Source organism: Pseudoxanthobacter sp., assembly GCF_036822375.1.
In the GTDB taxonomy this organism is placed as follows: Bacteria; Pseudomonadota; Alphaproteobacteria; order Rhizobiales; family Segnochrobactraceae; genus Pseudoxanthobacter.
In genome coordinates this window covers 1-20385 of the sequence record NZ_DAISHT010000002.1, presented here as the reverse complement: position 1 = coordinate 20385, position 20385 = coordinate 1, and the positions used below count along the sequence as shown (strand labels likewise).

Here is a 20385-nt window from a genome sequence, read left to right as displayed (position 1 = left end):
CGCCGACCGTTGGCGCGGTTCTGTCTCGCCCGATGGAGAACAGTATTATTCCGCAAAAAAATACGTCAACGAGATTCTGCGCCGTGGTGCAATTTTTCGCGTCCGAACCGTCCGGAGGCTTGCGCCTGCGGCCCTGCGCGGGCAGCATGGGCCGGGCGGATGAGGAAACGGAACCACGATGACGGGCGAAACGAAGCGGCTGAAACAGCGCCACATCGATCTGGCCCAGCAGGTCATCGCGGTCGCGCGCGAAAGCGGAATGCAGCCCGGCGAACATTTGCCGGAACAGCTCGTCGCCTCCCGCTGCAATGTCTCCAGAACGCCAGTCAGGAAGGCTTTTCAAATCCTTGCCGAGCAGGGCCTGCTCTCTCCCGATGCCGAGGGCGGGTTCGTTCTGGCAGTCGATCCGGCGGCCTTCAGCGGCTTCGACCCGGTGCTGGCGGCCAGCGACGAGGAGGCGTTCTACGAGGCTGTGCTGCGCGATCTGGCGGCCCGGCGCATCGCCGAGGGGCAGACCGTGGCGGCCCTGCAGCGGCGCTACGATGCCAGCCGCGCAACGGTACTAAATGTGTTGCAAAGACTGGTTGAGGAGCAGCTCGTGGAGCGGGCGGCCGGCCAGCAGTGGATTTTCAAGCCGGTGGGCATGAGCGGCGAGGCGCTTGGCCACAGTTTTGAATTCCGGTTGCTGACCGAGCCGGCGGCGCTGCTTTCGCCGGGGTTCCGCGCCGATCCGGCGGTGCTGGCCGGGCTGCGGCAGGCCATGGAGGCGCTGGTGGCCGGCGGCGAGCCGGAGTTCGACCGGAGGCTGTTCGAGCGCTGCGATGACGAGTTCCATGCGATGATTGCACGCGCCTGCGGCAATCCGTTTCTGGAAGAGGCCCTCTTGAATCATCACCGTCGCCGTCGTACCGCACAGCCGCATTCCAGCGTCAGCGTCTTTCGTCTGCTGCAATCGACCCGCGAACACCTTCAGATTCTGGAGCAGATCGAGCGCGGGCAGATGGAACTGGCCGCGGATCTGATGCGGGTTCATCTGCGCCTGTCGCGCACCCAGCGACCGCGCCTTCTGGGCCGCGGCGTGCCGGCTGGACTGAGGATCGTGGCGACGTGAGCGGCGTGCGGCAGGGCGCCCGCGGCAACGCGGCGGGCGGAAACAGGGCGGGCAGGAGAGCCGGCAGGCGATGAAGGGCAGCACGATCGCGCTATTTCCGGAGGCGAGCTACGGGGCTGCGCTGAACTGCGTCGGCATCGCGCAGGCCCTGCGGCGCGAGGGCGCCCATCCGGTCTTCATCTGTCACGACGGTTTCCGCGGCGTGTTCGCCGAATACGGCTTTGCCGAATATCCGCTGCCGGCCGAGGCCGGCATGCCGGCGAGCGAGGCTGTCGACTGGAACAGCTTCGTTTCGCGCCACCGCGAGAGCTTTCGCCGGCCGGCAGCCGAGCAGATCGAAAGCTACGTGGTGCCCACCTGGGAGGCGATCGTATCGTCGGCCGCCCGCGCCGAGGCCCCGCTTCGGGCGCTGCTGGCGCGGCTGAAGCCGGCGGCGGTGGTGCTGGACAATGTCGTCATGTTCCCGGCCATCCGCCGCTCCGGGCTGCCGTGGGTGCGGGTCATTTCCTGCGCCGAGACCGAGCTGCCCGATGCCGATGTGCCGCCCTATCTTTCGGGCTGCGCCGCCGGCGACCGGGCGGGGTGGGCCGCCTTCCGCACGCGTTACGAGGCGGCCGTTGCTCCGGTTCACCGCCGTTTCAACGCGCTGATGGCCGAGGCCGGGCTCGATCCCTATCCCGACATGGAGTTTCTGGAGCCGTCGCCCTATCTCAACCTGCTGCTGGCGCCGGAAATTCTGCGCCACCGGCGGGCTGCGCCGCTCGATCCGCAGCGCTTCGTGTTTCTGGAAGGCTGCGTGCGCAGCGAGGGCCCCTACCAGCCGCCGGTCTTCGCCGAGCAGGATGGCGGCCCGCTGGTCTATGTCAGCTTCGGCTCGCTCGGCGCGGTGGATACGGTTCTGATCGAGCGCATGATCGGCGTATTTGCCACGCTGCCATGCCGCTTTCTCGTCGCCGTCGGCGGTTTCCGCGACCAGTACAGTCTGGTGCCGGACAATGTTTTTCTCGACGGCTGGTTTCCGCAGCCCTCCGTTGTGGCGAAGAGCAGCCTGTTCATCCACCACGGCGGCAACAACAGCGTTTGCGAGGCGCTTTATTTCGGCGTGCCGTCGCTGGTCATGCCTTATTGCTGGGATGGCCACGACAATGCCCGCCGCATGAGCGAGACCGGCACCGGCCGCGCCCTGCCGCGCTATGACTGGAGCGACGACGACCTGCGTGGCGCCATCCTCGGCCTGCTGGCGGACACGGCGATGAACGCGCGCCTGCGGGCCTGCTCTGCGCGGATGAAGGCGGCCGACGGCGCGGGCGTGGCCGCGCGGGCAATTCTCGACGTGTTGCCGGTGACGGCGGCCCGGCGCTGAGGCCGGGCCCGGCTACGCTGCCTCAGAGACGGCGCTGCTGCCGGTGCTGCATCAGCCCGGCCAGTGCGCGCAGCAGTGCGGCGCCGAATGCGGCCTTCAGGCCGGCGCCGATGAGAAACGGCGCCACGCCGTGAATGAAGGCCTGTTCCATGCCGATGCCCGCCGCAAGCCAGGCCCACCCGATCAGCAGGCAGAGGCCGTTGCCGGCCAGCATCGACAGCAGCGCCATGGTCATCGCCTCGCCGGTCCAGCCCCGTTCGGCAAGCCACCCGGTCAGCATCGCAGCCAGCGGAAAGGCGAACAGATAACCGGCCGTCGGGCCGAGGAAGTGGCGATAGCCGCTGCCGCCGCCCGACAGCACCGGCAGGCCGAGGGCGCCGGCCAGCAGCCAGAGCGCGACCGCGAGAGCGCCGCGCCGCCAGCCGAAGAGCGCTCCGGCGAGCGTGACGCCGAGTGTCTGCAGCGTGACCGGCACCGGCACCATCGGCACTTCCGCATAGGAAATGACCGACAGCGCAACGACGCACCCCGCCACGACCGCGACGCGGACGGGAAGGGAGCGTGCTTTCAGCCAGCCGGCGGGATTGAAGTCCAACGCGGTATAGGTCGCAGACCTGGGCATGCCTCTTCCTGCTCCGGTATGGCCATACGCCCCCGGCATCGTGCCATCCCGATTCCCGGCCAGCCGCGCGCCGCCGGGCGTTTGTGATCGCAGTGCAATAAGCACGCCACGCCGGCGATGCAAGCGCCGCGCCGGCCGCCGGCTCTCAGCCGCGACCCACCAGCGGCATGGCGCTGGCCATCACCGTCATCTGCAGCACGTTGGCATCCGCCGGCAGACCGGCCATGTACAGCACCGCCTCAACCACATGGCGCAGCGCAAAGGTCGGTTCGGGACGCACCGAAAGATCGGCCTGCAGCACACCGCGCTTCATGGCCGCCGTCATGTCGGTTTCCACGTTGCCGATGTCGATCTGGCCGCAGGCGATGTTGTATTTGCGCCCGTCGAGGGCGGTGGCGCGCGTCAGGCCCAGCACGCCGTGCTTGGTGGCCGTGTAGGGGGCGGAGTTGGGTCGCGGCACGGCGCTGGAAACCGAGCCGTTGTTGATGATGCGCCCGCCCATCGGGTCCTGCGCCTTCATCATGCGGAAGGCTGCCTGCGTGCACAGAAAAGCGCCGGTCAGGTTGGTATCGACGGCGGCCTTCCAGTCCCCGAACGGCAGATCCTCCAGATTGACCGGAGGGGCCATGACGCCGGCATTGTTGAAAAGCAGGTCGAGCCGGCCGAACGCCGCGCCGACGCCGGCGAACAGGGACGCCACGGCCGCCGGATCGGTTATGTCGGCGGGAAAGGCGCGGGCCCCGTTGCCGGCTTCGGCCGCGGCCTGCTCCAGCACCTCCGGTCGCCGGCCCGCCAGCGCCACCCGCCAGCCGGCGGCGGCGAGCCCGATGGCGACGGCGCGGCCGATGCCGCTGCCCGCGCCGGTGACAAGGGCGGTGCGCCCGTCGGCGGCGATGTCCGGCATGGTCTGTCCCTTCCTGCTGTGCGGCGCTGCGCGGCTGCCTGCGGCGTCAGAACGCCTCGGGCCGGACGGCGAAGCCCTCGGCCTCCAGATCGGCGATCAGCGGGGCGAGATCGTCGGCATCGCGCAGTTCCACATCGATTGCCACGCCGCTCTCCTTGGCGCGGCTTGCCGCCGAAAAGCGCTCGTGGCGCAGTTCGTAGATGTTGCCGCCGCGGCCGGCGACGATGGCTGTGAGGCGGGCAAGCGAGCCGGGATTGTCCGGCAGTTCGGCGCGGATGCGCACCATGCGTCCGATGCGGGTCAGGTGGCGCTGCAGCACGGCGACCAGAACGCGGGTGTCGATGTTGCCGCCGGAAAGCACCACCCCCACCCGGCGGCCGGCAAAAAGCGCCGGCCGGCTCATCAGGCCGGCGATGCCGGCCGCGCCGGCCCCCTCTGTCAGCGTCTTTTCCACGCCCAGCAGCAGCGCCACAGCCTCCTCGATGGTGTCTTCGTCGGCCACAACGATCTCGTCGACAAGGTCGCCGGCGATGCGCCGGGTCAGCGCGCCGGGCTCTGTCACCGCAATGCCCTCGGCCACCGACGAGCCGCCGCGCCGCGGGCCGGAGAAGCGGCCAAGCGCGCGCGCCATGCCGGGGAAGACGGCCGACTGCACGCCGACGATGCGGATGCCGGGCTTCAGCGCCCGTGCCGCGATGGCGACACCGGCGATCAGACCGCCGCCGCCGATGGGAACGGCCAGCGTATCCAGCTCCGGCACGTCGGCCAGCATTTCCAGCGCCACCGTGCCCTGACCGGCGATGATGGCCGGATCGTCGAACGGATGGACGATCGTCAGCCCCTCCGCTGCCGCCACGCGCTGCATCTCCGCCGCGGCGGCGGAAAAATCGGCGCCGTGCAGCAGCACGCGCGCTCCGTGCTCGCGCACGCGGGCAACCTTCACGTTGGGGGTCGTCTCCGGCATCACGATGGTCGCGGCAATGCCGTTGCGGGCGGCGTGATAGGCCACGCCCTGAGCGTGGTTGCCGGCCGAAGCGGCGATGACGCCCCGGGCGCGCTCGTCGGGCGACAGCGTCATGAGCCGGTTCAGCGCACCGCGCTCCTTGAAGGAGGCGGTAAACTGCAGGTTCTCGAATTTCAGCCAGACCTCGGCACCGAGCGTGCGCGACAGCGTGCTGGAATGCAGGAAGGGCGTGCGGGCGATCCGGCCCTCCAGACGCCCGGCCGCGGCCTGAATGTCGGCCAGCGTCGGTGCGCCGGCTGTGCCGCCCTGATCCATGATGGCTCCCCCTTGCCGATTCCTCCGGCCCGCCGACCATAGCGGAGCGGGCCGGCCCGCGGAACCGCGGGCGATCAGTCGTTGAACCGGCGCGCGATGGTCTGAAATTCCGGCGCGACAGCCAGAAAGGCATCGACAACGGCGGGGTCGAAATGGCTGCCCCGGCCGCGGCGGATGACTTCCACCGCCTCTTCGTGCGCCATGGCCCGCTTGTAGATGCGCTCCGAAATCAGCGCATCGTAGACGTCGGCCACCGCCATCAGCCGGGCGCTCAGCGGAATGTCGGTTCCGCTCAGCCCCTGCGGATAGCCCGAACCGTCCCATTTTTCCTGATGGGAATAGGCCACCTCGCGCGCGATGCGCAGGAACGGGATGCCGGGGCCGACCTCCCGTTCCACGGCCTGAATCACGTCGCGGCCGATGGTGGTGTGGGTCTTCATGTGCTCGAACTCGTCGGGCGTCAGCGCGCCGGGCTTGAGCAGCACGTTGTCGCGCACGCCCACCTTGCCGATATCGTGCAGGGGGGCCGAGCGGAACAGCAGGTCGATGTTCTCCGGCGTCAGTTCCGGTCCGTATTCCGGGTGATCGCGCAGCCACACCGCCAGCGCGCGCACATAATGCTGGGTGCGGCGGATGTGATTGCCGGTTTCGTTGTCGCGGGTTTCGGCCAGCGAAGCCATGGCGAGGATGGTGGCGTTCTGCACCCGCTCCAGCTCGCTGGTGCGCTGCCGGACGGCATGGGCGAGCAGGCGGTTCTGATCGGCGAGGCAGGCGAGGGCGCTGCGCAGCGCAAGGTGGTTGGCCACCCGCGCCATCAGGATCGGCGGGGAAATCGGCTTGGTGATGTAGTCGGCGGCGCCGGCGGCAAAGCCGCGCTCCTCGTCTTCCGGCAGCGAGCGGGCGGTGATGAAGATCACCGGCACGTCGCGCGTGGCCGGGTCGGATTTCAGCCGGCGGCAGACCTCGTAGCCGTCCATGTCCGGCATCATCACATCGAGCAGCACGAGGTCGGGCGGCGCATCGGCCGCCACGATCTGCAGGGCGCGGGCACCGCTGTTGGCCACGCGCACACGATAGGTGCCGCGCAGCAGCCCGGAGAGCAGGGCGAGATTATCGGGCGTGTCGTCGACGAGCAGGATCGTATTGCGTTCGCCGGCCTCCTGGCCGGAGACGGAACCGGGCGCGGGGCTTGTCACGGGGCCTGCTCCATCGTCATGTCTGCACTCTGGCGACCATCGGCCGCGATTATGGTCTGCACGATCTCTTCGGCAACAGCGAAATCGAAGTCCGCAATGGCCTTTTCCAGTGCCCGCAGTTCGCTGGCCGGCCGGTCGGCCAGATCGGCGCGGCGGGCATTGAACTCTTCCGCGGCCTCGGCGTCGCCGGAAACCAGCAGGCGGGCGAGGCGGTCGAGGTTGCGGCCGGCGGGCGCTGCCGCGACCGCGGTCTGCGCGGTGCCCGGGGCCGGGGGCGGCGCCGGCAGATCGGCCATCGTGGCCGCAATCGCCTGCGTCAGCGTTGCCAGCCCGGCCTGCCACAGCGCCTGCGGCGCGCGGCCGCGCAGGCTCATCTCCAGCGTCGCCGCGGCATCGGCAATGGCTGTGGCGCCGATGTTGGCGGCAAGGCCGCGCAGCCGGTGGGCCATGTGTTCGGCATCGGCCGGATTGTCCGGCAGGCAGGCCGCGATGCGCTGCGCGGCATCGCGCTCGCCGGCGGCGAAGCGGGCCAGAAGGTCGAAATAGAGCTTCTCATTGCCGGCAACGCGGGCAAGCCCTCCGGCAATGTCGACCCCGGTAACCCGGGCGGGATGCCGGCCGGCGGCGTCATCAGCCCGCTCTGCGGCCGGCGAGAAGCCAGACGGGCGCAGCCAGCGCGTCAGCATGTCGTAGAACAGCGCCGGATCGACCGGCTTGGAGAGGTGGTCGTTCATGCCGGCTGCCAGCGCGTCGTCGCGCTCTGCCGCCAGCGCATGGGCGGTCAGCGCAACGATCGGGAGATCGGCAAAGCGAGCGTCGGCACGGATCGTCTGCGCCGCGGTGATGCCGTCCATGCGGGGCATCTGCAGGTCCATCAGCACAAGGGCGTAGCGGTCCGGCCCGCCGGCCGCAAGCAGGCTGACGGCCTGTTCCCCGTCCTCGGCGAAATCGGTCTCAAGGCCGGCGATGCCCAGCAGTTCGCCTGCAATCTGGCGGTTGATCGCGCTGTCTTCCACCACGAGAATCCGCTGGCGGGCAAAGTGCGGCACCGGCGCGCCGGCGGCCGGCGATGCCGCCGGGCGGGCGCCCTCGCCGCGGGTCAGATCGGTCATCAGATCGCACAGATCGGAGGCGCTGACCGGCCGGCTCAGCATGCCGACGGCATCGAGGGTATCGGCGATGCCGCGCAGGGTGTCGTCGCCGAAGCGGCCGATGGGGATGATGCCCGGTCCGGCCACGCCTTCCGGCCGCAGGGCGGCCAGCACGTCTGCCTCGGCACCGGCGGCAAGGGCGGAATCGATGAAGGCGAAACGGAACGCGGTTGCCGTCGCCGCCTCGCGCAGCGCCGGGATGGTGGCCACCGCTGTCACATGGCAGCCGAGCTGGGTCAGGGTGCCGGTCATGATGGTGCGGGCGGCGTCGCTGCTGTCGGCCAGCAGCACCGGCAGGCCGCGCAGGGCGCCCGGCGGCATGCGCAGCCGGCGCGGCGGGCCGCTGGCACGCCGGCACCGCACCGTGAAGCTGAACAGCGAGCCGGCCCCCGGCGCGCTTTCGACCGCGATGCGGCCGCCCATCTGTTCCACCAGGCTGCGCGCGATGGAAAGCCCCAGACCGGTGCCGCCGAAGCGGCGCGTGATGGAGCCATCGGCCTGCGCGAAGGGCCGGAACAGCCGCTCGCATTCTTCCGCCGACATTCCGATGCCGGTATCGCGCACCGAGAAGCCCAGCAGCAGGCGCTGCGCATCCTCCTCCAGCACGCGGCCGGACAGGATGATGTGGCCGTGGCCGGTGAACTTGATGGCGTTGCCGATAAGGTTGATCAGCACCTGCCCGAGGCGCAGCCCGTCCCCGCCCAGCGCACGCGGCACGTCGAGGGGCACGTCGACCAGCAGTTCCAGCCCCTTTTCCGCCGCCCGGCCGCAGGAAACGGAGATGACGCCGGCAATGACATCGTCGAGGTCGAAGTCGACATCCTCCAGCTCCAGCCGGCCGGCTTCGATCTTGGAGACATCGAGAACGTCGTTGATGAGGCTGAGCAGGGTGTTGCCGGCCTGCCGGATTTTCTCCAGATAATCGCGCTGGCGCGGCGTCAGGTCGGTCTGCAGCACGAGGTGCGTCATGCCGATCACGGCATTCATCGGCGTGCGCAGTTCGTGGCTCATGTTGGCGAGGAACATCGACTTGGCGGCCGTGGATGCCTCGGCGGCCTCCTTGGCGCGGGCAATCGCGCGCTCGGCCTCCTTCTGCGGCGTGATGTCGACAAAGGCGCCGATCATGCCGCCGGGAGCGCCGTCGGCGCGGGCGAAGGCCCGCCGCCAGCACAGCATGTCGTGGATCTGCCCGTCGGCCAGTTCGCGCCGGATCGCCTCTCCGTTCACAGACTGCGCATCGTTGGCGATCGCGGCGACATCGCGGTCGTGGATATATTGCAGCAGGGCCGGCGGCTGGCCGGGAAACTCCAGCGACGTGCGGCCGTGCAGCTGCGCGCGGGCAACCCCGAAGGCTTCCTCGAACGCCCTGTTGGTGCTGAGAAAACGGGCCTGCGCGTCCTTGTAGTAGATCGGCAGCGGAATGGTCTCGATCAGCGTGTTCTGGAAGGCGAGCTGGTCGGCAAAAGCGCGCTCCATGCGCTTGCGTTAGCTGAGATCGGTCACCGAAACGGCGATCTGGCGGGCATCTCCCGGCCGCACCTGAAGGGTGTTCAGCCCGATGTCGGCCGGAAAGATGGTGCCGTCCCGGCGCCGGCCGAAAATGCCGTCCTTGGAGGCAAGCGAGCGCGACACCGGGTTGGTGAAGGTGGCGCGCACCTTTTCCGGATGGCCGTGCCGCCGGTCTTCCGGCATCAGGTCTTCGACCGCCATGCCGTCGAGTTCGCCGGGCTCATAGCCGAAGATGCCGAGCGCCGTGCGGTTGGCGTGAACGATGCGGCCCTGCGCATCGATCACCATCAGGCCGACCGGGGCGGCCTCGATCAGGCCGCTTGACCAGCGCTCGGTCTCGCGGCTGCCGGCGAGTTCCCGGGCGAGCGCACTCTGGGCGGCGCTGCGCTCCCGCAGGTCAAGGGCGTGGCGGCGTCTTTGCCGGGCGAACGCCCACAATGCCGCGGCGGCCGCGACGCTGCCCGCAATCAGCAGCCCGGCATAAAGGGCATCGGCCAGACTTCCCCCCAACGCTGTCGTTCCTTCTGGTCCCGCCTGATCGTTGTCCGGGCACACGGACACAAGGCACGGCACAATCGGCAACGAAGCTTGCCGTTGGCTGTCATGCCGCGGACCCCCCGGTCCGCTTTACAGCTGAGATGGCGAAACGAGGGCGCCGCGTCATTGACACGGCGCAAAGCGGCCGGCGCTGCGCAAGCCGGCCGCACCGGCCGGCTTTCAGGCCGCCGGCTCAAGCTTGAAGACGAAGTGTTTCGTCATCGTTTCGTGCACCGTCCAGGTGCCTTTGAAGCCGGGCTCCAGAATGAAAGCATCGCCGGGACCGAGATCGACGGGCGCCTTGCCGGCGGGCGTGATGGTGCAGCGGCCGGAGAGCATGTGGCAGAACTCCCACTTGTCGTAGACGACCTCGAAGCTGCCCGGCGTGCACGACCACCAGCCGGAGAGCGCGGTGCCGTCATCGGCGGTGTAGAAGCGCGCGCCGCGGGCCACCGGCTCGCCGGCGATCACCGTCCAGCCGGCGGGCAGGCCGGCGGCCGGCTCGGCCGGGGGCGGGGGAAATTTCAGGAAGTGGTCGGCAACCATGGTGCGCTTGTCCGTTGGCGGGAGGGGAGAAAGAAGAGGCGATCAGGCGGCCGCGTGGGCGGCCAGATAGTCGCAGATCGGGTCGATATAGGGCGCAAGACCCTTGTAGGCGACGATCTCCGGCGGCAGGCTCTGCAACACGCCGGCAAAGCGCGGCCCCCAGCCCGGCACGGTGACCAGATCGGCCAGCGACAGCAGGTAACAGCGGATGGAAAACAGGATCGCGTTGGAGCGGGGCAGCCGGTAGAGCGACTGCAACTCGATGCGCATGTGCAGCTTTTCGCCGAGATTCTCGCGCGTGACGCCCTGACGGTGGCGGCCCCAGTCCGGATAGGCTTCCAGCCCGGTGTCGAGGCGCGGTTCGACCGTCGTCGACCAGTTGAGGCGGCGCACCGGCGCCCCCACGCGGAGGCCCATCAGATAGTGCAGCGCGCGCTCGAACAGTTGCGTCTCCGGCCGCGCCGGCACCGGGCCGTGCCACTCGATGAAGTTCATGCCGAGATTGAAATCGAGCGACCAGTTGCCGGGCGAGGTGAGCACGCCGGCATCGAGCCACAGGTTGTTGTCGCGCTGGTCGAGCAGGGTGAAGTCGCCCTGCATCTGCCGGGCGATATATTCCATCGGCCCCACCGGACCGTCGGGCCCGGGCGGCAGGCTTTCCGCCGCGCCGAAGGTGAAGGTGTGGTCGAACCCGAGGGGGCGGTTGATCCAGCGCCAGCGGCTGCCGGCGCGCTCCAGCGCGAACAGCGCCGGATAGCTCTTCGCCAGTTCGGTCGTGATCAGTTCCAGCATGTCCCACTGTGCCGCCATCATGTGCGGCAGGGCGAGACAGCGGGAGGGATCCTGCCGCAGCACGATGGCCCGGTCGTTGACCTCGGCCGCATAGTGCTCGTCGATATCGAAGAGATGCTCGAACACCGAGCCGGCCGGGCCCGGCAGGTGCGGTTCCACGTTCATCGAATAGGCATACCGGTCTTCGGCGAACGGGTAGGGAAAGCGGCGGATGGCCGCCGGCGAGTTGCGGAAGCTGTAGGCCCCGCGAAAGGTCTGGTCGCTGAAATCCGGCACGGGGCTGCCGGCCGTCTGCGGGGCGGAAAGCGAAGACATCGTCGGGTCCTCCGCGCGGGGTTTCACAGATCGAGCACCAGCCTGCGGCCGGCGAAGCGCGACACGCAGGGCAGGATGCAGGTGCCGCTCTCGCGCTCGTCCGGTGAGAGATAGTGGTCGTTGTGCAGAATGGTGCCGTCGCATTCCTTCACGTCGGTGAAGCAGGCACCGCAGGCGCCGCCCCGGCAGACATTGGGAACGTCGATGCCCGCCGCCTCCAGCGCCTCCAGCAGGCTCTGTTCGGCGCCGACGGCGATTTCCTGTCCGGAGGCCGCCACCGTAACGGTGAAGGTGTCGCCTGTCGGCGGCGGGGTGAAGGCTTCGGCATGCAGCGCGCTCTCCGGCCATGCGGCTGCGCGGGCGGCATCGAAGGCGGCCTCGATGAGGCGCGAAGGGCCGCAGACATAGAGATGGGTGCCGAGCGGCCGGCCGGCGACCAGCCGCGCCAGATCCATGCGGCTGCCGGCGTCGCTGGCATAGAGCGTGACGCGGTTGCCGAAGCGGGCCGCGAGCACATCGCCGAAGGCGGCTTCGGCGGCGGAGCGGGCGGCATAGTGCAGCTCGAAATCCTGCCCCTGTGCAGCCGCCTGTTCGGCCATCGGCAGAAACGGGGTGATGCCGATGCCGCCGGCGATGAACAGGTGGTGGCGGGCCGTCGCCACCAGCGCAAAGGCGTTGGCCGGCGGCAGCACGGCGATCTCGTCGCCCACCGCAACCGCTTCGTGCAGAAAGCGCGAGCCGCCGCGCCCGCCGGCTTCACGGCGCACGGCGATGGTGTAGCCATCGGTGTCGCCGGGCCGGCCGGTCAGCGAATAGGCATTGCGCCACTGGCGCGCGCCGGACGACAGCAGCAGCGTGATGTGGGCTCCGCCGGAAAAGGCCGGCAGGGCGCGCCCGTCCGTTGCCACCAGCCGGAAGGCGCGGATGTCGGCGGTCAGCGGCACGATCTCGGCAACGCGCATCGGGATTTCGTCGGCTGTCACGAGGCGGTCTCCGCGCTGGTGATGCGCACCGGCCCGGGCCCGACCCAGACGCCCTGATAGGCTGCCAGCCGCTGTGAATAATGATCGCGCACCGCAAGCTCCAGCCCGCACGAGGGGCAGGTGATGCGGGGTTCGGTGACATCGTCGACGATGGTGGCGCAGTGCATGCACCGCACCCGGCGCCGGGGGGCGCCGCACTCCTCGGCCGCGATGGCATCGGCCGAAAGCCCCGCTGCCAGCCCGGCCCGGCGCACCAGCGCCAGCGTGGGGTCGGCACCGGCGATGTAGAGCCGGGTGCCCATGTCCGCCTGTTCAAGCAGCGCCTGAAGCGCGGCAATGGCCTCGTCGATGCCGGCCACCGTTACGGTGCGGCCGGCTGCCGGCAGCGCCGCAGCCGGGGCAATGGCGATCAGCGTTGCCGCGGCGGCAAAGCCGGCCGGCGCGGCGGCGATGAGCCGCCCGGCCGCCGCCAGCCCCGCGTCGTCGGCCACGATCACCTGCCGGGTGCCCGGCAGCGGCGCCAGTGCGCCATAGCGCGGGCGGCTGGCGCTTTCGGCCGAGACCATCTCCACACCCATCGACCTCAGGCTCCCTCGCTGAATTTCAGATGCATGAAAATATCCGCGCCGCGTTTGGTCAAGATGAAACATTGGGCGCGATGACCCGACAGGCAGCAATCCCGCCCTTTCCCGCGCACTCACCGCGGGGCCGCTGCCCGCGGGGCCGCGTGGCGGCCCGGGCCGGCGGCAAAATTCCGTCGCCGGCGCGCACAGCCAGCCGGCGCGGCGCGGGCGAAAGCGGCGCCGGTTCAGGTCATTATCGGTGCAATCGGCGCAGCATGGAGCGGTTGCAGGCTGCCGGCCGTGCACGGTGCCGGGCTGCCGGCGGCGAAGGGGCGGGCGCCGTCCCGTCCGAATCGTCCGCAACAGCGGCATGCCCGCGCGACGGCCCCGCCCGTGGGGCGGCTTTCGCGGTCTCGCCGCCTCGCCGGCGCGATGTCGCCGCGGGTTTTCGGCGCAGCCGTACCGATTCGCCGGCTTCGGCCGGTGCCGCTATGCGATTGCGTCGTCACATATGCATCGGGTAAGCCTTGCTGACGTGATCGCGGCGGATTAATCTTCACAAAGATGAAAACCGCTTCAGGCCGATCGCAAGGCCCGCCGGGGGTGCCGGCAGCCGGCAGGGCGGGGCCGGCTGCCGGTCTGCAGGTGTGCGCCGGCGCACTGGCCGGCGGCGGTAACAGCAAACAGAGCAGGGGTCGTTCGTGAGTGACGCACGCTTTGCCAGAGACGGCGTATCGGCCGAAGGCACCGAGCGGCACGGGGCCCGCCCGCTGCCGCCGCGCGCGGCGGAGGCGGACCGGGTGCCCGATGACGAGGTGCCGGCTGCGGCCGGCACAGCCGAGGATCCCGTTGCCGCCCTCGGGCCGATGATCCGCGAGGCGCGCAAGCGCAAGGCGATGACGCTGGCGGAGGTTTCCGGCCGCACCGGGCTTTCGGTCGGTCATCTGTCGCAGGTGGAGCGCGGACTTTCCACGCCCACCATCCGTCAGTTGCAGCAGATTGCCGAGGTGATGGGCGTCACCATCGGCTGGTTCTTCCGCTCCGACACCTCCGACCGTGCGGAGGAGGACGGCGATGTCGTGGTGCGGGCCGACAAGCGGCGCCGCATGAGCATCGACGACAACAGCCTCATCGACGAACTGCTGGTGCCGGACCTGCACGGTGCGCTGGAGCTGCTGTTCTGCACCATTCAGCCCGGCGCGGGGTCCGGGCCGGAGCCCTACAGCCACGAGGGCGAGGAAGCGGGCCTCATTCTGACCGGCGAGATGGAATTGTGGGTCGATAACAAGCGTTACCATCTGCGCGCCGGCGACAGCTTCTCGTTTGAGAGCACGCGGCCGCACCATTACCGCAACAGCGGCACCGGTCCCTTGCAGGTGGTGTGGGCGATCACCCCGCCGACCTACTGAAGACCGGGTGCGAAACAATCCGGGGCCGGGACAGGCCGCGCACTTCGCGCGGCCTTTTTCATTCCTGTCCGGTGGCGGAAATCCGGCGCAGCGCCCTTATGGCGGGCCTCTCGCGCGGTGTCTTTGTGCCGGAGCGTGAAAAGGCAAGGGCCCGCGCGGCGGTCTGCCGGGCGGGCCCTGCGGGTTGGTTTGCCGGCCGGGCGGCTTATTCGGCAGCCATCAGGCGCGGAGCGCCCTCGCCGAGTTCGGTGCGCACCATGTTCTGGAAGCCGAGCACGCCGTGTTCATATTTCGGCGACAGCGGGCCCCGCTGATAGATGCCGCCTTCCAGATTGCGCTGCACGCCGAGAATGATGTCGATATCCTCGCTCACGATCTCGGCCGACCATTCTGCCGCCTTGCGGTTCTCCTCCGCCTTTTCCGGCGAGACATCGGTGAAGAAGTACCAGTTGACGTGGCGGATGCGGCCCGGCGCGATGGGCTCGACCGTGGCAATGGACGAGCCCCAGTCGTAGAGGTTCAGCATCAGCCCCGGGAACCGATAGAAATAGAGCCCGCGCGTGAAGCCGCCGTCACGGGCAGGGGCGTGAAGGTGGAAAAAGCGATCCTCGAAGTGAACGTCGATGACATATTTGTCGATATCGAGGGAATCGCACAGGCCGGGGTGCATCGTGCGGCAGTGATAGCACTCCAGATAGTTCTCGCCGTAGGTCTTCCAGTCCACGGCGACTTCGCGCTCCTTGGACATGAAATAGTTCTGCTGTTCGAGCGGATAGTCGGCCGCCATGGTATCGATCGGGCCGAGCCACTCCTTCAGCGTCGGGCCTTCGGCGGCGATGCGCACGAAAATCAGGCCACGCCACTCTTCGGCGGCAACCGGATAGAGGCCCCACTCCTCGCGGTCGAAGGCGATGTCGCCGCCGAAATCGCGCGCCCGCTCAAGCTGGCCGGCGCGGTTGAACGACCAGGCGTGATAGGGGCACACGACATGGCGGCCGCAGCGGCCTTCGTCCTTGCCCAGAAGCTCTGCGCCGCGGTGGCGGCAGACATTGTGGAAGGCGCGCACCACGCCATCGTCGCCGCGGATGGCGAAGATCGCATGGCCGGCGACCGTGCCGCGCACATAATCGCCCGGCTTCTGCATCCGCTGCGACCAGGTGAAAAGCATCCAGTTCTTCTCGAAGATGCGCACGCGCTCCTCGGCGAAGATCTCGTCGCTGTGATACCAGCTCGCCGGCAGCGTCCATGTCTGACCGCTGCGCGCGAACTGCACTCCGGTTTCGTTGATCGTCATGGCATCAGAGCCTTTTCGCTACAGGCTGTTCCGGTCTGGGGTGTGTTGTAAGGCCGGGTCATTTTTCGCCCGGTCCCTGATTGACGCTGACGCAACCGTGCGGGTCCGCCTGCCGGCAGGGCCCGCCGGTGATGTTCAGGACTTGTAGGTCGGGTCGAGGCTGTCGAGCAGGCGCAACTGCGCCGCCCATTCCAGCATCAGGTCGCCGTCGTCCTCGGCCATCTGGTCGTATTGCGCCGTGACGCGGCGTCCGATGGCCTCATCCACCGGGATCACGGGGCGCCCCATGGAGAGGGTGGAAACCTGAATGTCGCAGGCGGCATTCAGATAATACATCAGGCTGAAGGCCTCCGCGGCCGAGCGGCCTACCGTCAGCAGGCCGTGATTGCGCAGGATCAGCGCCGGCTTCGCGCCGATATCGGCGACGATGCGTGCCCGTTCGTCCAGATCGAGCGCGATGCCCTCGAAGTCGTGGTAGGCGACGCGGCCATGGAACTGCAGCGCGATCTGGTTCAGCGGCAACAGCCCCTCGGCCAGCGAGGAGACGGCGACGCCGGCGCGCGTGTGGGTGTGCATCACAAAGCGCGCATCGTGGCGCGCCATGTGCACGGCGCTGTGAATGGTGAAGCCGGCCGGGTTGACCCGCGGCCCGGCCGGGTCGACCCTGTTGCCGTCGACATCGATCTCGACCAGACTGGAGGCCGTGATCTCTTCCCAGCGTGCGCCGTAGGGATTGATCAGGAAGCGCCCCGGCCGGCCCGGCACCCGCGCTGAAATGTGGGTGTAGATGAGATCGGTCATGCGATAGTGCGCGGCGAGGCGATAGCACGCCGCAAGATCGATGCGGGTCTGCCACTCGGCTTCGTCGCGCTCCGGGGCCAATGGTGCGGCGGCAGCGGTGGAATGCATGCCGGTCCCTCCGGGTCTCAGGGGCCATATTCATCTGTATGAAATCAGATCAGCACCTTTAGCGCCGGGGCGCAAGCAGAAAACGCACGCCGCCCCGGCCGGCCGGCGCGGGGCGTTTTTGCAGCGCGGCCGCTTGTTCATGGCGGAAAAATACAGAATCCGGTTCAAATCGCTGCGCTGCCGGCCGCACCTGCGTTCCAATTGCACATCAAATGCCCGGCGGCCGCAGAAATTTCATTCTTCCAGCCTAATTTTCGGGCTTGTGAAAAGGCATTTCCTCTGCGTGAATGTTCACATCGGTGAAAATTCGGACGAAGGCAATGCCACGCATGACACCGCTTCCGAAAATCGGGACCGCTCGCCTCGCTTACGAGACCGGCCACGGCTCCGGCACTGAGGCGGACAGAGGTCTTGCCCGCGCCAACAGTCTCACCATTCGCGACTGCTGCAAGACCTACGGGGCCGTCACGGCGGTCAGGGACATGTCGATCGACGTAGCGCCGGGCGAGTTCCTGACGCTGCTCGGCCCGTCCGGGTCCGGCAAGACGACGCTTCTGATGATGATCGCCGGGTTCGTGGAGCCCACGGCCGGCGACATCTTCGTCAACAGCCGGCGCATTACGCTGCTGCCGCCGGAAAAGCGCAATTTCGGCATGGTGTTTCAGGGCTATGCCCTGTTTCCGCACATGACGGTGGCGCAGAACATTGCCTATCCGCTGAAAATCCGCGGCACGCCGAAGGCGGAGATCGCGCACAAGGTCAACGAGGCGCTCGATCTGGTGCGCCTGCGGGGCATGGCCGACCGCCTGCCGCGCCAGCTTTCGGGCGGCCAGCAACAGCGCGTGGCGATTGCCCGGGCGCTGGTCTTTTCGCCCGACATCCTGCTGTTCGACGAACCGCTCGGCGCGCTGGACCGCAAGCTGCGCGGCGAAGTGCAGCTGGAGCTGAAACGCCTTCATGCCGAACTGGGCGCCACCTTCATCTATGTGACGCACGATCAGGATGAGGCGATGACCATGTCCGACCGCGTCGCGATCATCGACGGCGGCCGGCTGGTGCAGATCGGTGCCCCGAGCGAGCTTTACGAGCGCCCGAACTCGCGCTTTGCCGCAGCCTTCCTCGGCCGCAGCGCCTTCATCGACGGGCGTCTCGTCGCCCGCCATGGCGAAGAGGCGGAAATTGCGGTCGGGGAGGCGCGGGTGCGCCATCGCGGGCCGGTGCCGCCGCTGGCGGACGGCGCGGTCACCCTTTCGCTGCGGCCGGAGAAGGTGCGCATCGGCACCGAGCCGCCGGAGCGCGGCCTCAACCGGGCCCGCGGCACGATCGAATCCGTCGCCTATCTGGGCGCCACCATGGAAATTGCCGTTGCAACGGCCGAATTCGGCCTGCTGCTCGTGACCGCCTTTTCGGCCCAGCTCGGAACCGAGCCTGCAACCGGCACGCCGGTGTGGCTCTCCTGGGCACCGGAAGCCACCGTCTGCCTGCCCGGCGAGACGGCCGCCTGACCGCCACTTCACCTGCTGCTTTCACCCCCCGCTGCTGCTGGAGGATGCCTGCCGATGCTGTCCCGTCATGCTGCCGATACCATCGAACTTGCCGCTGAACGCGTGAAACGCGGCGAGATGAGCCGCCGGTCCTTCATGTGGGCGATGGCGGCCCTCGGCTTTGCCCCGATTGCGCTGAACGCGAAAGGCGCCCTCGCCAAGGCCAGCGAAATCGTCGTCGTCAACTTTGGCGGCGATGCCGTTGCCGCCTGGGGCACGGCGTGGGGCGAGCCCTTCACCGCCGACACCGGCATCAAGGTGACGATCATCGGCGGCGAACCGACCCCCGGGTCCATCAAGGCGATGGTGGAAAGCGGCTCGGTGACGTGGGACTGCACCGACGGCGATGCCTATTACCTGCCGATCCTCGCCAAGGAAAAGCTCATCCAGCCCTACGATTACAAGGTCGTGAGCAAGGACAAGGTGCGCCCGGAATTCGTGTTCGAATACGGCTGCGCCACCTATCTCTACTCGACCGTCAATGGCTACAATCTGGAAAAGACCGGCGGCAAGGTGCCGAACGGCTTCAAGGATTTCCTGAATTTCAAGGATTTTCCCGGCAAACGCTCGCTTTACAAGTGGCTGATCGGCTCGCTTGAAGCCGTTCTGATCGGCGCCGGCGTCGAACCCGACAAGCTCTATCCGCTCGATACCGACAAGGCATTCGCCATTCTCAGGGAACACAAGGACGAGTTCCTGCTGTGGGGCGGCGGCGCGGCGAGCCAGCAGCTGTTCCGCGACGGCGAAGTGACGATGGGCTGCATCTGGAGCACGCGCGCCTCTGTGCTCGACCGCGAGAGCGAGGGCAAGCTCGGCTGGACGTGGGACAACGGCATTATCGCGCCGGGCATCATGCCGGTGCTGGTCAACAATCCGGCCGGTCCGGAGGTGTTCAATTTCATCGCCTCCACGCAGGATCCGAAGCGACAGATCAAGCTGCTTGAGCTGCTTGGCAACGGCCCGGCCAACCCGGCCGCCGGCGCGCTTCTGACCGATGCGCTGAAGAAGATCGACTGCGGCTACGAGCCGAACTACCGCCGCCAGATCCCGGTCAACAGCGACTGGTATGCGGAAAACTACGACCGCGTGCAGAACGAGTTCCTTGACCTGATGGGTTCGTGACGACAGGGAAGGGCGCCGCCGATGACGACCATCGCAGCCTCGAGTCTAACGGTTGCGCGCCGGGCCCCGGTCGGGAATTTCTCGGCCTGGGCCATGGTGGCGCCCTTCATTCTGCTGCTGGCGACATTCTATGCCATGCCGCTGTTCAGCGTGCTGTGGCTGAGCTTCTCGGTGCCGAAGCTCGGCTTTGACAACTATCTGGCGCTGTTCTCGTCTTCCGGCCTGCAGCGTGTGCTGGCCACGACCTTCCGCGTGTCGGCGCTCGTCACGGTCTTCTCGCTCGTGCTCGGCTATCTCATTGCCTATGTGATGCTGAATGCCGGCCCGCGCCATCGCATGGCGATCGCCACCTTCGTGCTGGTGCCGTTCTGGGTGTCGGTGCTGGTGCGGGCGTTCGCGTGGCTCACCATCCTGCGCTCGGAGGGCCTGCTCAACACGGCGCTGATGTCGGCGGGCCTCATCGCCCAGCCGCTGGCGCTGGTGCGCAACGAGTTCGGCGTGGTGCTGGCCATGACGCACTACATGATCCCCTATGCGGTGCTGCCGATCTATTCCAACATGAAAGGCATCGATCCGCGGCTGGCCTCGGCCTCCCGCTCGCTCGGCGCCGGGCCGGTGCGCACCTTCACCTCCATTTTCCTGCCGCTCTCCATGCCGGGCGTATTCGCCGCCGGGCTGCTGGTGTTCATCCTCTCGCTCGGCTTCCTCGTCACGCCGGCCATCATCGGCGGCGGGCGGGTGACGATGATCGCGGAATATGTGCGCCTGCAGATTTTCCAGACGGTTCGCTGGGGCGTCGGCACGATGATGGCGTCGGTTCTTCTCATCACGGTTCTGGTGCTGCTCGCCGCCATGGCGCGCATCGTGGACGTGAAAAAGCTGTTTGGTGCCAAATGAACGCGCCGCTTGAACGCTGGGGATGGCCACTGGTGGTGGCGTGTGCGTGGGCCGTGCTGCTTTTTCTGATGCTGCCCACCTTCGTCGCCATTCCGGTGTCGCTGACGACGGAGCGCTACCTGTCGCTGCCCAGGAACGGCATCTCGTTTCAGCATTATGTGACGTTCTTCACCGACTGGGGCTGGATGTCGGCCGTCGGCGAGAGCCTGTTCATCGCCCTGTTTGCAACCGTGCTGTCCGTGGCCGTCGGCACGGCGGCGGCGCTGGGGCTGTGGCGCATGTCGTCGGCGCGGGCGGAAAGCGTGCGGCTGATGCTGCTGGCGCCGCTGATCGTGCCTT

At 68.2% G+C, this 20385-nt stretch carries 18 protein-coding genes and 1 pseudogene; 7 read left to right on the top strand and 12 right to left on the bottom strand.

Going from position 1 to position 20385, the window contains the following annotated elements:
* Positions 1-178 precede the first annotated feature (178 nt).
* Together V7067_RS00525 and V7067_RS00520 are read left to right on the top strand one after the other, a co-directional pair.
* Positions 179-1111 carry a GntR family transcriptional regulator gene (locus tag V7067_RS00525; RefSeq protein ID WP_334173911.1) on the top strand — a complete coding sequence of 311 codons (933 nt, stop codon included), beginning with the start codon at positions 179-181 and terminating at the stop codon, positions 1109-1111.
* A gap of 70 nt (positions 1112-1181) precedes the next feature.
* Positions 1182-2474: a glycosyltransferase gene (locus V7067_RS00520; protein WP_334173910.1), complete on the top strand. Its 1293-nt coding sequence runs from the start codon at positions 1182-1184 to the stop codon at positions 2472-2474.
* 22 nt (positions 2475-2496) lie between these two features.
* Here the strand turns inward: V7067_RS00520 and V7067_RS00515 are convergent, their stop codons facing one another.
* From V7067_RS00515 to V7067_RS00470, 10 genes are all read right to left on the bottom strand, one after another.
* Complete coding sequence (locus tag V7067_RS00515; RefSeq protein ID WP_334173909.1) at positions 2497-3096, bottom strand: biotin transporter BioY; 600 nt, start codon at positions 3094-3096, stop codon at positions 2497-2499.
* A 145-nt stretch (positions 3097-3241) separates the two neighbouring features.
* Positions 3242-4000: an SDR family oxidoreductase gene (locus tag V7067_RS00510; protein WP_334173908.1), complete on the bottom strand. Its 759-nt coding sequence runs from the start codon at positions 3998-4000 to the stop codon at positions 3242-3244.
* Positions 4001-4046: 46 nt separating this feature from the next.
* Complete coding sequence (locus tag V7067_RS00505) at positions 4047-5279, bottom strand: threonine ammonia-lyase (protein WP_334173907.1); 1233 nt, start codon at positions 5277-5279, stop codon at positions 4047-4049.
* A 74-nt stretch (positions 5280-5353) separates the two neighbouring features.
* Positions 5354-6475, bottom strand: a complete 1122-nt coding sequence (locus tag V7067_RS00500; protein WP_334173906.1) for a two-component system response regulator — start codon at positions 6473-6475, stop codon at positions 5354-5356.
* Entirely contained in the window at positions 6472-9102 is a 2631-nt protein-coding gene (locus tag V7067_RS00495) for a response regulator (protein WP_334173905.1), read from the bottom strand. The genes V7067_RS00500 and V7067_RS00495 overlap by 4 nt, the downstream gene beginning before the upstream one ends.
* A gap of 9 nt (positions 9103-9111) precedes the next feature.
* Positions 9112-9645, bottom strand: coding sequence for a PAS domain S-box protein (locus V7067_RS00490; RefSeq protein WP_334173904.1), 534 nt, complete (start codon positions 9643-9645; stop codon positions 9112-9114).
* 207 nt (positions 9646-9852) lie between these two features.
* Positions 9853-10218 (bottom strand): cupin domain-containing protein, encoded by a 366-nt coding sequence (locus V7067_RS00485; protein ID WP_334173903.1) that lies wholly within the window; start codon positions 10216-10218, stop codon positions 9853-9855.
* A 42-nt stretch (positions 10219-10260) separates the two neighbouring features.
* Positions 10261-11325: a DUF3445 domain-containing protein gene (locus tag V7067_RS00480; protein WP_334173902.1), complete on the bottom strand. Its 1065-nt coding sequence runs from the start codon at positions 11323-11325 to the stop codon at positions 10261-10263.
* 23 nt (positions 11326-11348) lie between these two features.
* Positions 11349-12308, bottom strand: coding sequence for a PDR/VanB family oxidoreductase (locus V7067_RS00475; RefSeq protein ID WP_334173901.1), 960 nt, complete (start codon positions 12306-12308; stop codon positions 11349-11351).
* Positions 12305-12886 carry a dimethylamine monooxygenase subunit DmmA family protein gene (locus V7067_RS00470; RefSeq protein WP_334173900.1) on the bottom strand — a complete coding sequence of 194 codons (582 nt, stop codon included), beginning with the start codon at positions 12884-12886 and terminating at the stop codon, positions 12305-12307. Before V7067_RS00470 ends, V7067_RS00475 begins: the two co-directional genes overlap by 4 nt.
* 686 nt (positions 12887-13572) lie before the next feature.
* Here V7067_RS00470 and V7067_RS00465 point away from each other — a divergent pair.
* Complete coding sequence (locus V7067_RS00465; RefSeq protein ID WP_334173899.1) at positions 13573-14280, top strand: cupin domain-containing protein; 708 nt, start codon at positions 13573-13575, stop codon at positions 14278-14280.
* 205 nt (positions 14281-14485) lie between these two features.
* Here V7067_RS00465 and V7067_RS00460 read toward each other — a convergent pair whose 3' ends face one another.
* Both V7067_RS00460 and V7067_RS00455 read right to left on the bottom strand, forming a co-directional pair.
* Positions 14486-15574 (bottom strand): aromatic ring-hydroxylating dioxygenase subunit alpha, encoded by a 1089-nt coding sequence (locus tag V7067_RS00460; RefSeq protein ID WP_334173898.1) that lies wholly within the window; start codon positions 15572-15574, stop codon positions 14486-14488.
* Positions 15575-15709: 135 nt separating this feature from the next.
* Positions 15710-16483: a class II aldolase/adducin family protein gene (locus V7067_RS00455; RefSeq protein WP_334173897.1), complete on the bottom strand. Its 774-nt coding sequence runs from the start codon at positions 16481-16483 to the stop codon at positions 15710-15712.
* A gap of 329 nt (positions 16484-16812) precedes the next feature.
* Between V7067_RS00455 and V7067_RS00450 the strand changes: the two genes are divergently transcribed.
* The 4 genes and pseudogenes from V7067_RS00450 to V7067_RS00435 form a co-directional block, all read left to right on the top strand.
* Positions 16813-17988: an ABC transporter ATP-binding protein gene (locus V7067_RS00450; protein ID WP_334173896.1), complete on the top strand. Its 1176-nt coding sequence runs from the start codon at positions 16813-16815 to the stop codon at positions 17986-17988.
* Positions 17989-18042: 54 nt separating this feature from the next.
* On the top strand, positions 18043-19149 hold the full coding sequence (locus tag V7067_RS00445) for an extracellular solute-binding protein (protein ID WP_334173895.1): 1107 nt from the start codon (positions 18043-18045) through the stop codon (positions 19147-19149).
* A gap of 21 nt (positions 19150-19170) precedes the next feature.
* Positions 19171-20046, top strand: coding sequence for an ABC transporter permease (locus V7067_RS00440; RefSeq protein ID WP_334173894.1), 876 nt, complete (start codon positions 19171-19173; stop codon positions 20044-20046).
* Positions 20043-20385: pseudogene (locus tag V7067_RS00435) on the top strand (ABC transporter permease); the annotation flags it as partial. The gene V7067_RS00440 and the pseudogene V7067_RS00435, both read left to right, overlap by 4 nt.

Coding starts and splice junctions, on each gene's coding strand:
- V7067_RS00495 (WP_334173905.1), bottom strand. CDS start 9,102: ATGGAGCGCGCTTTTGCCGACCAGCTCGCCTTCCAGAACACGCTGATC.
- V7067_RS00440 (WP_334173894.1), top strand. CDS start 19,171: ATGACGACCATCGCAGCCTCGAGTCTAACGGTTGCGCGCCGGGCCCCG.
- V7067_RS00445 (WP_334173895.1), top strand. CDS start 18,043: ATGCTGTCCCGTCATGCTGCCGATACCATCGAACTTGCCGCTGAACGC.
- V7067_RS00520 (WP_334173910.1), top strand. CDS start 1,182: ATGAAGGGCAGCACGATCGCGCTATTTCCGGAGGCGAGCTACGGGGCT.
- V7067_RS00485 (WP_334173903.1), bottom strand. CDS start 10,218: ATGGTTGCCGACCACTTCCTGAAATTTCCCCCGCCCCCGGCCGAGCCG.
- V7067_RS00510 (WP_334173908.1), bottom strand. CDS start 4,000: ATGCCGGACATCGCCGCCGACGGGCGCACCGCCCTTGTCACCGGCGCG.
- V7067_RS00480 (WP_334173902.1), bottom strand. CDS start 11,325: ATGTCTTCGCTTTCCGCCCCGCAGACGGCCGGCAGCCCCGTGCCGGAT.
- V7067_RS00515 (WP_334173909.1), bottom strand. CDS start 3,096: ATGCCCAGGTCTGCGACCTATACCGCGTTGGACTTCAATCCCGCCGGC.
- V7067_RS00525 (WP_334173911.1), top strand. CDS start 179: ATGACGGGCGAAACGAAGCGGCTGAAACAGCGCCACATCGATCTGGCC.
- V7067_RS00470 (WP_334173900.1), bottom strand. CDS start 12,886: ATGGGTGTGGAGATGGTCTCGGCCGAAAGCGCCAGCCGCCCGCGCTAT.
- V7067_RS00450 (WP_334173896.1), top strand. CDS start 16,813: ATGACACCGCTTCCGAAAATCGGGACCGCTCGCCTCGCTTACGAGACC.
- V7067_RS00460 (WP_334173898.1), bottom strand. CDS start 15,574: ATGACGATCAACGAAACCGGAGTGCAGTTCGCGCGCAGCGGTCAGACA.
- V7067_RS00455 (WP_334173897.1), bottom strand. CDS start 16,483: ATGCATTCCACCGCTGCCGCCGCACCATTGGCCCCGGAGCGCGACGAA.
- V7067_RS00505 (WP_334173907.1), bottom strand. CDS start 5,279: ATGGATCAGGGCGGCACAGCCGGCGCACCGACGCTGGCCGACATTCAG.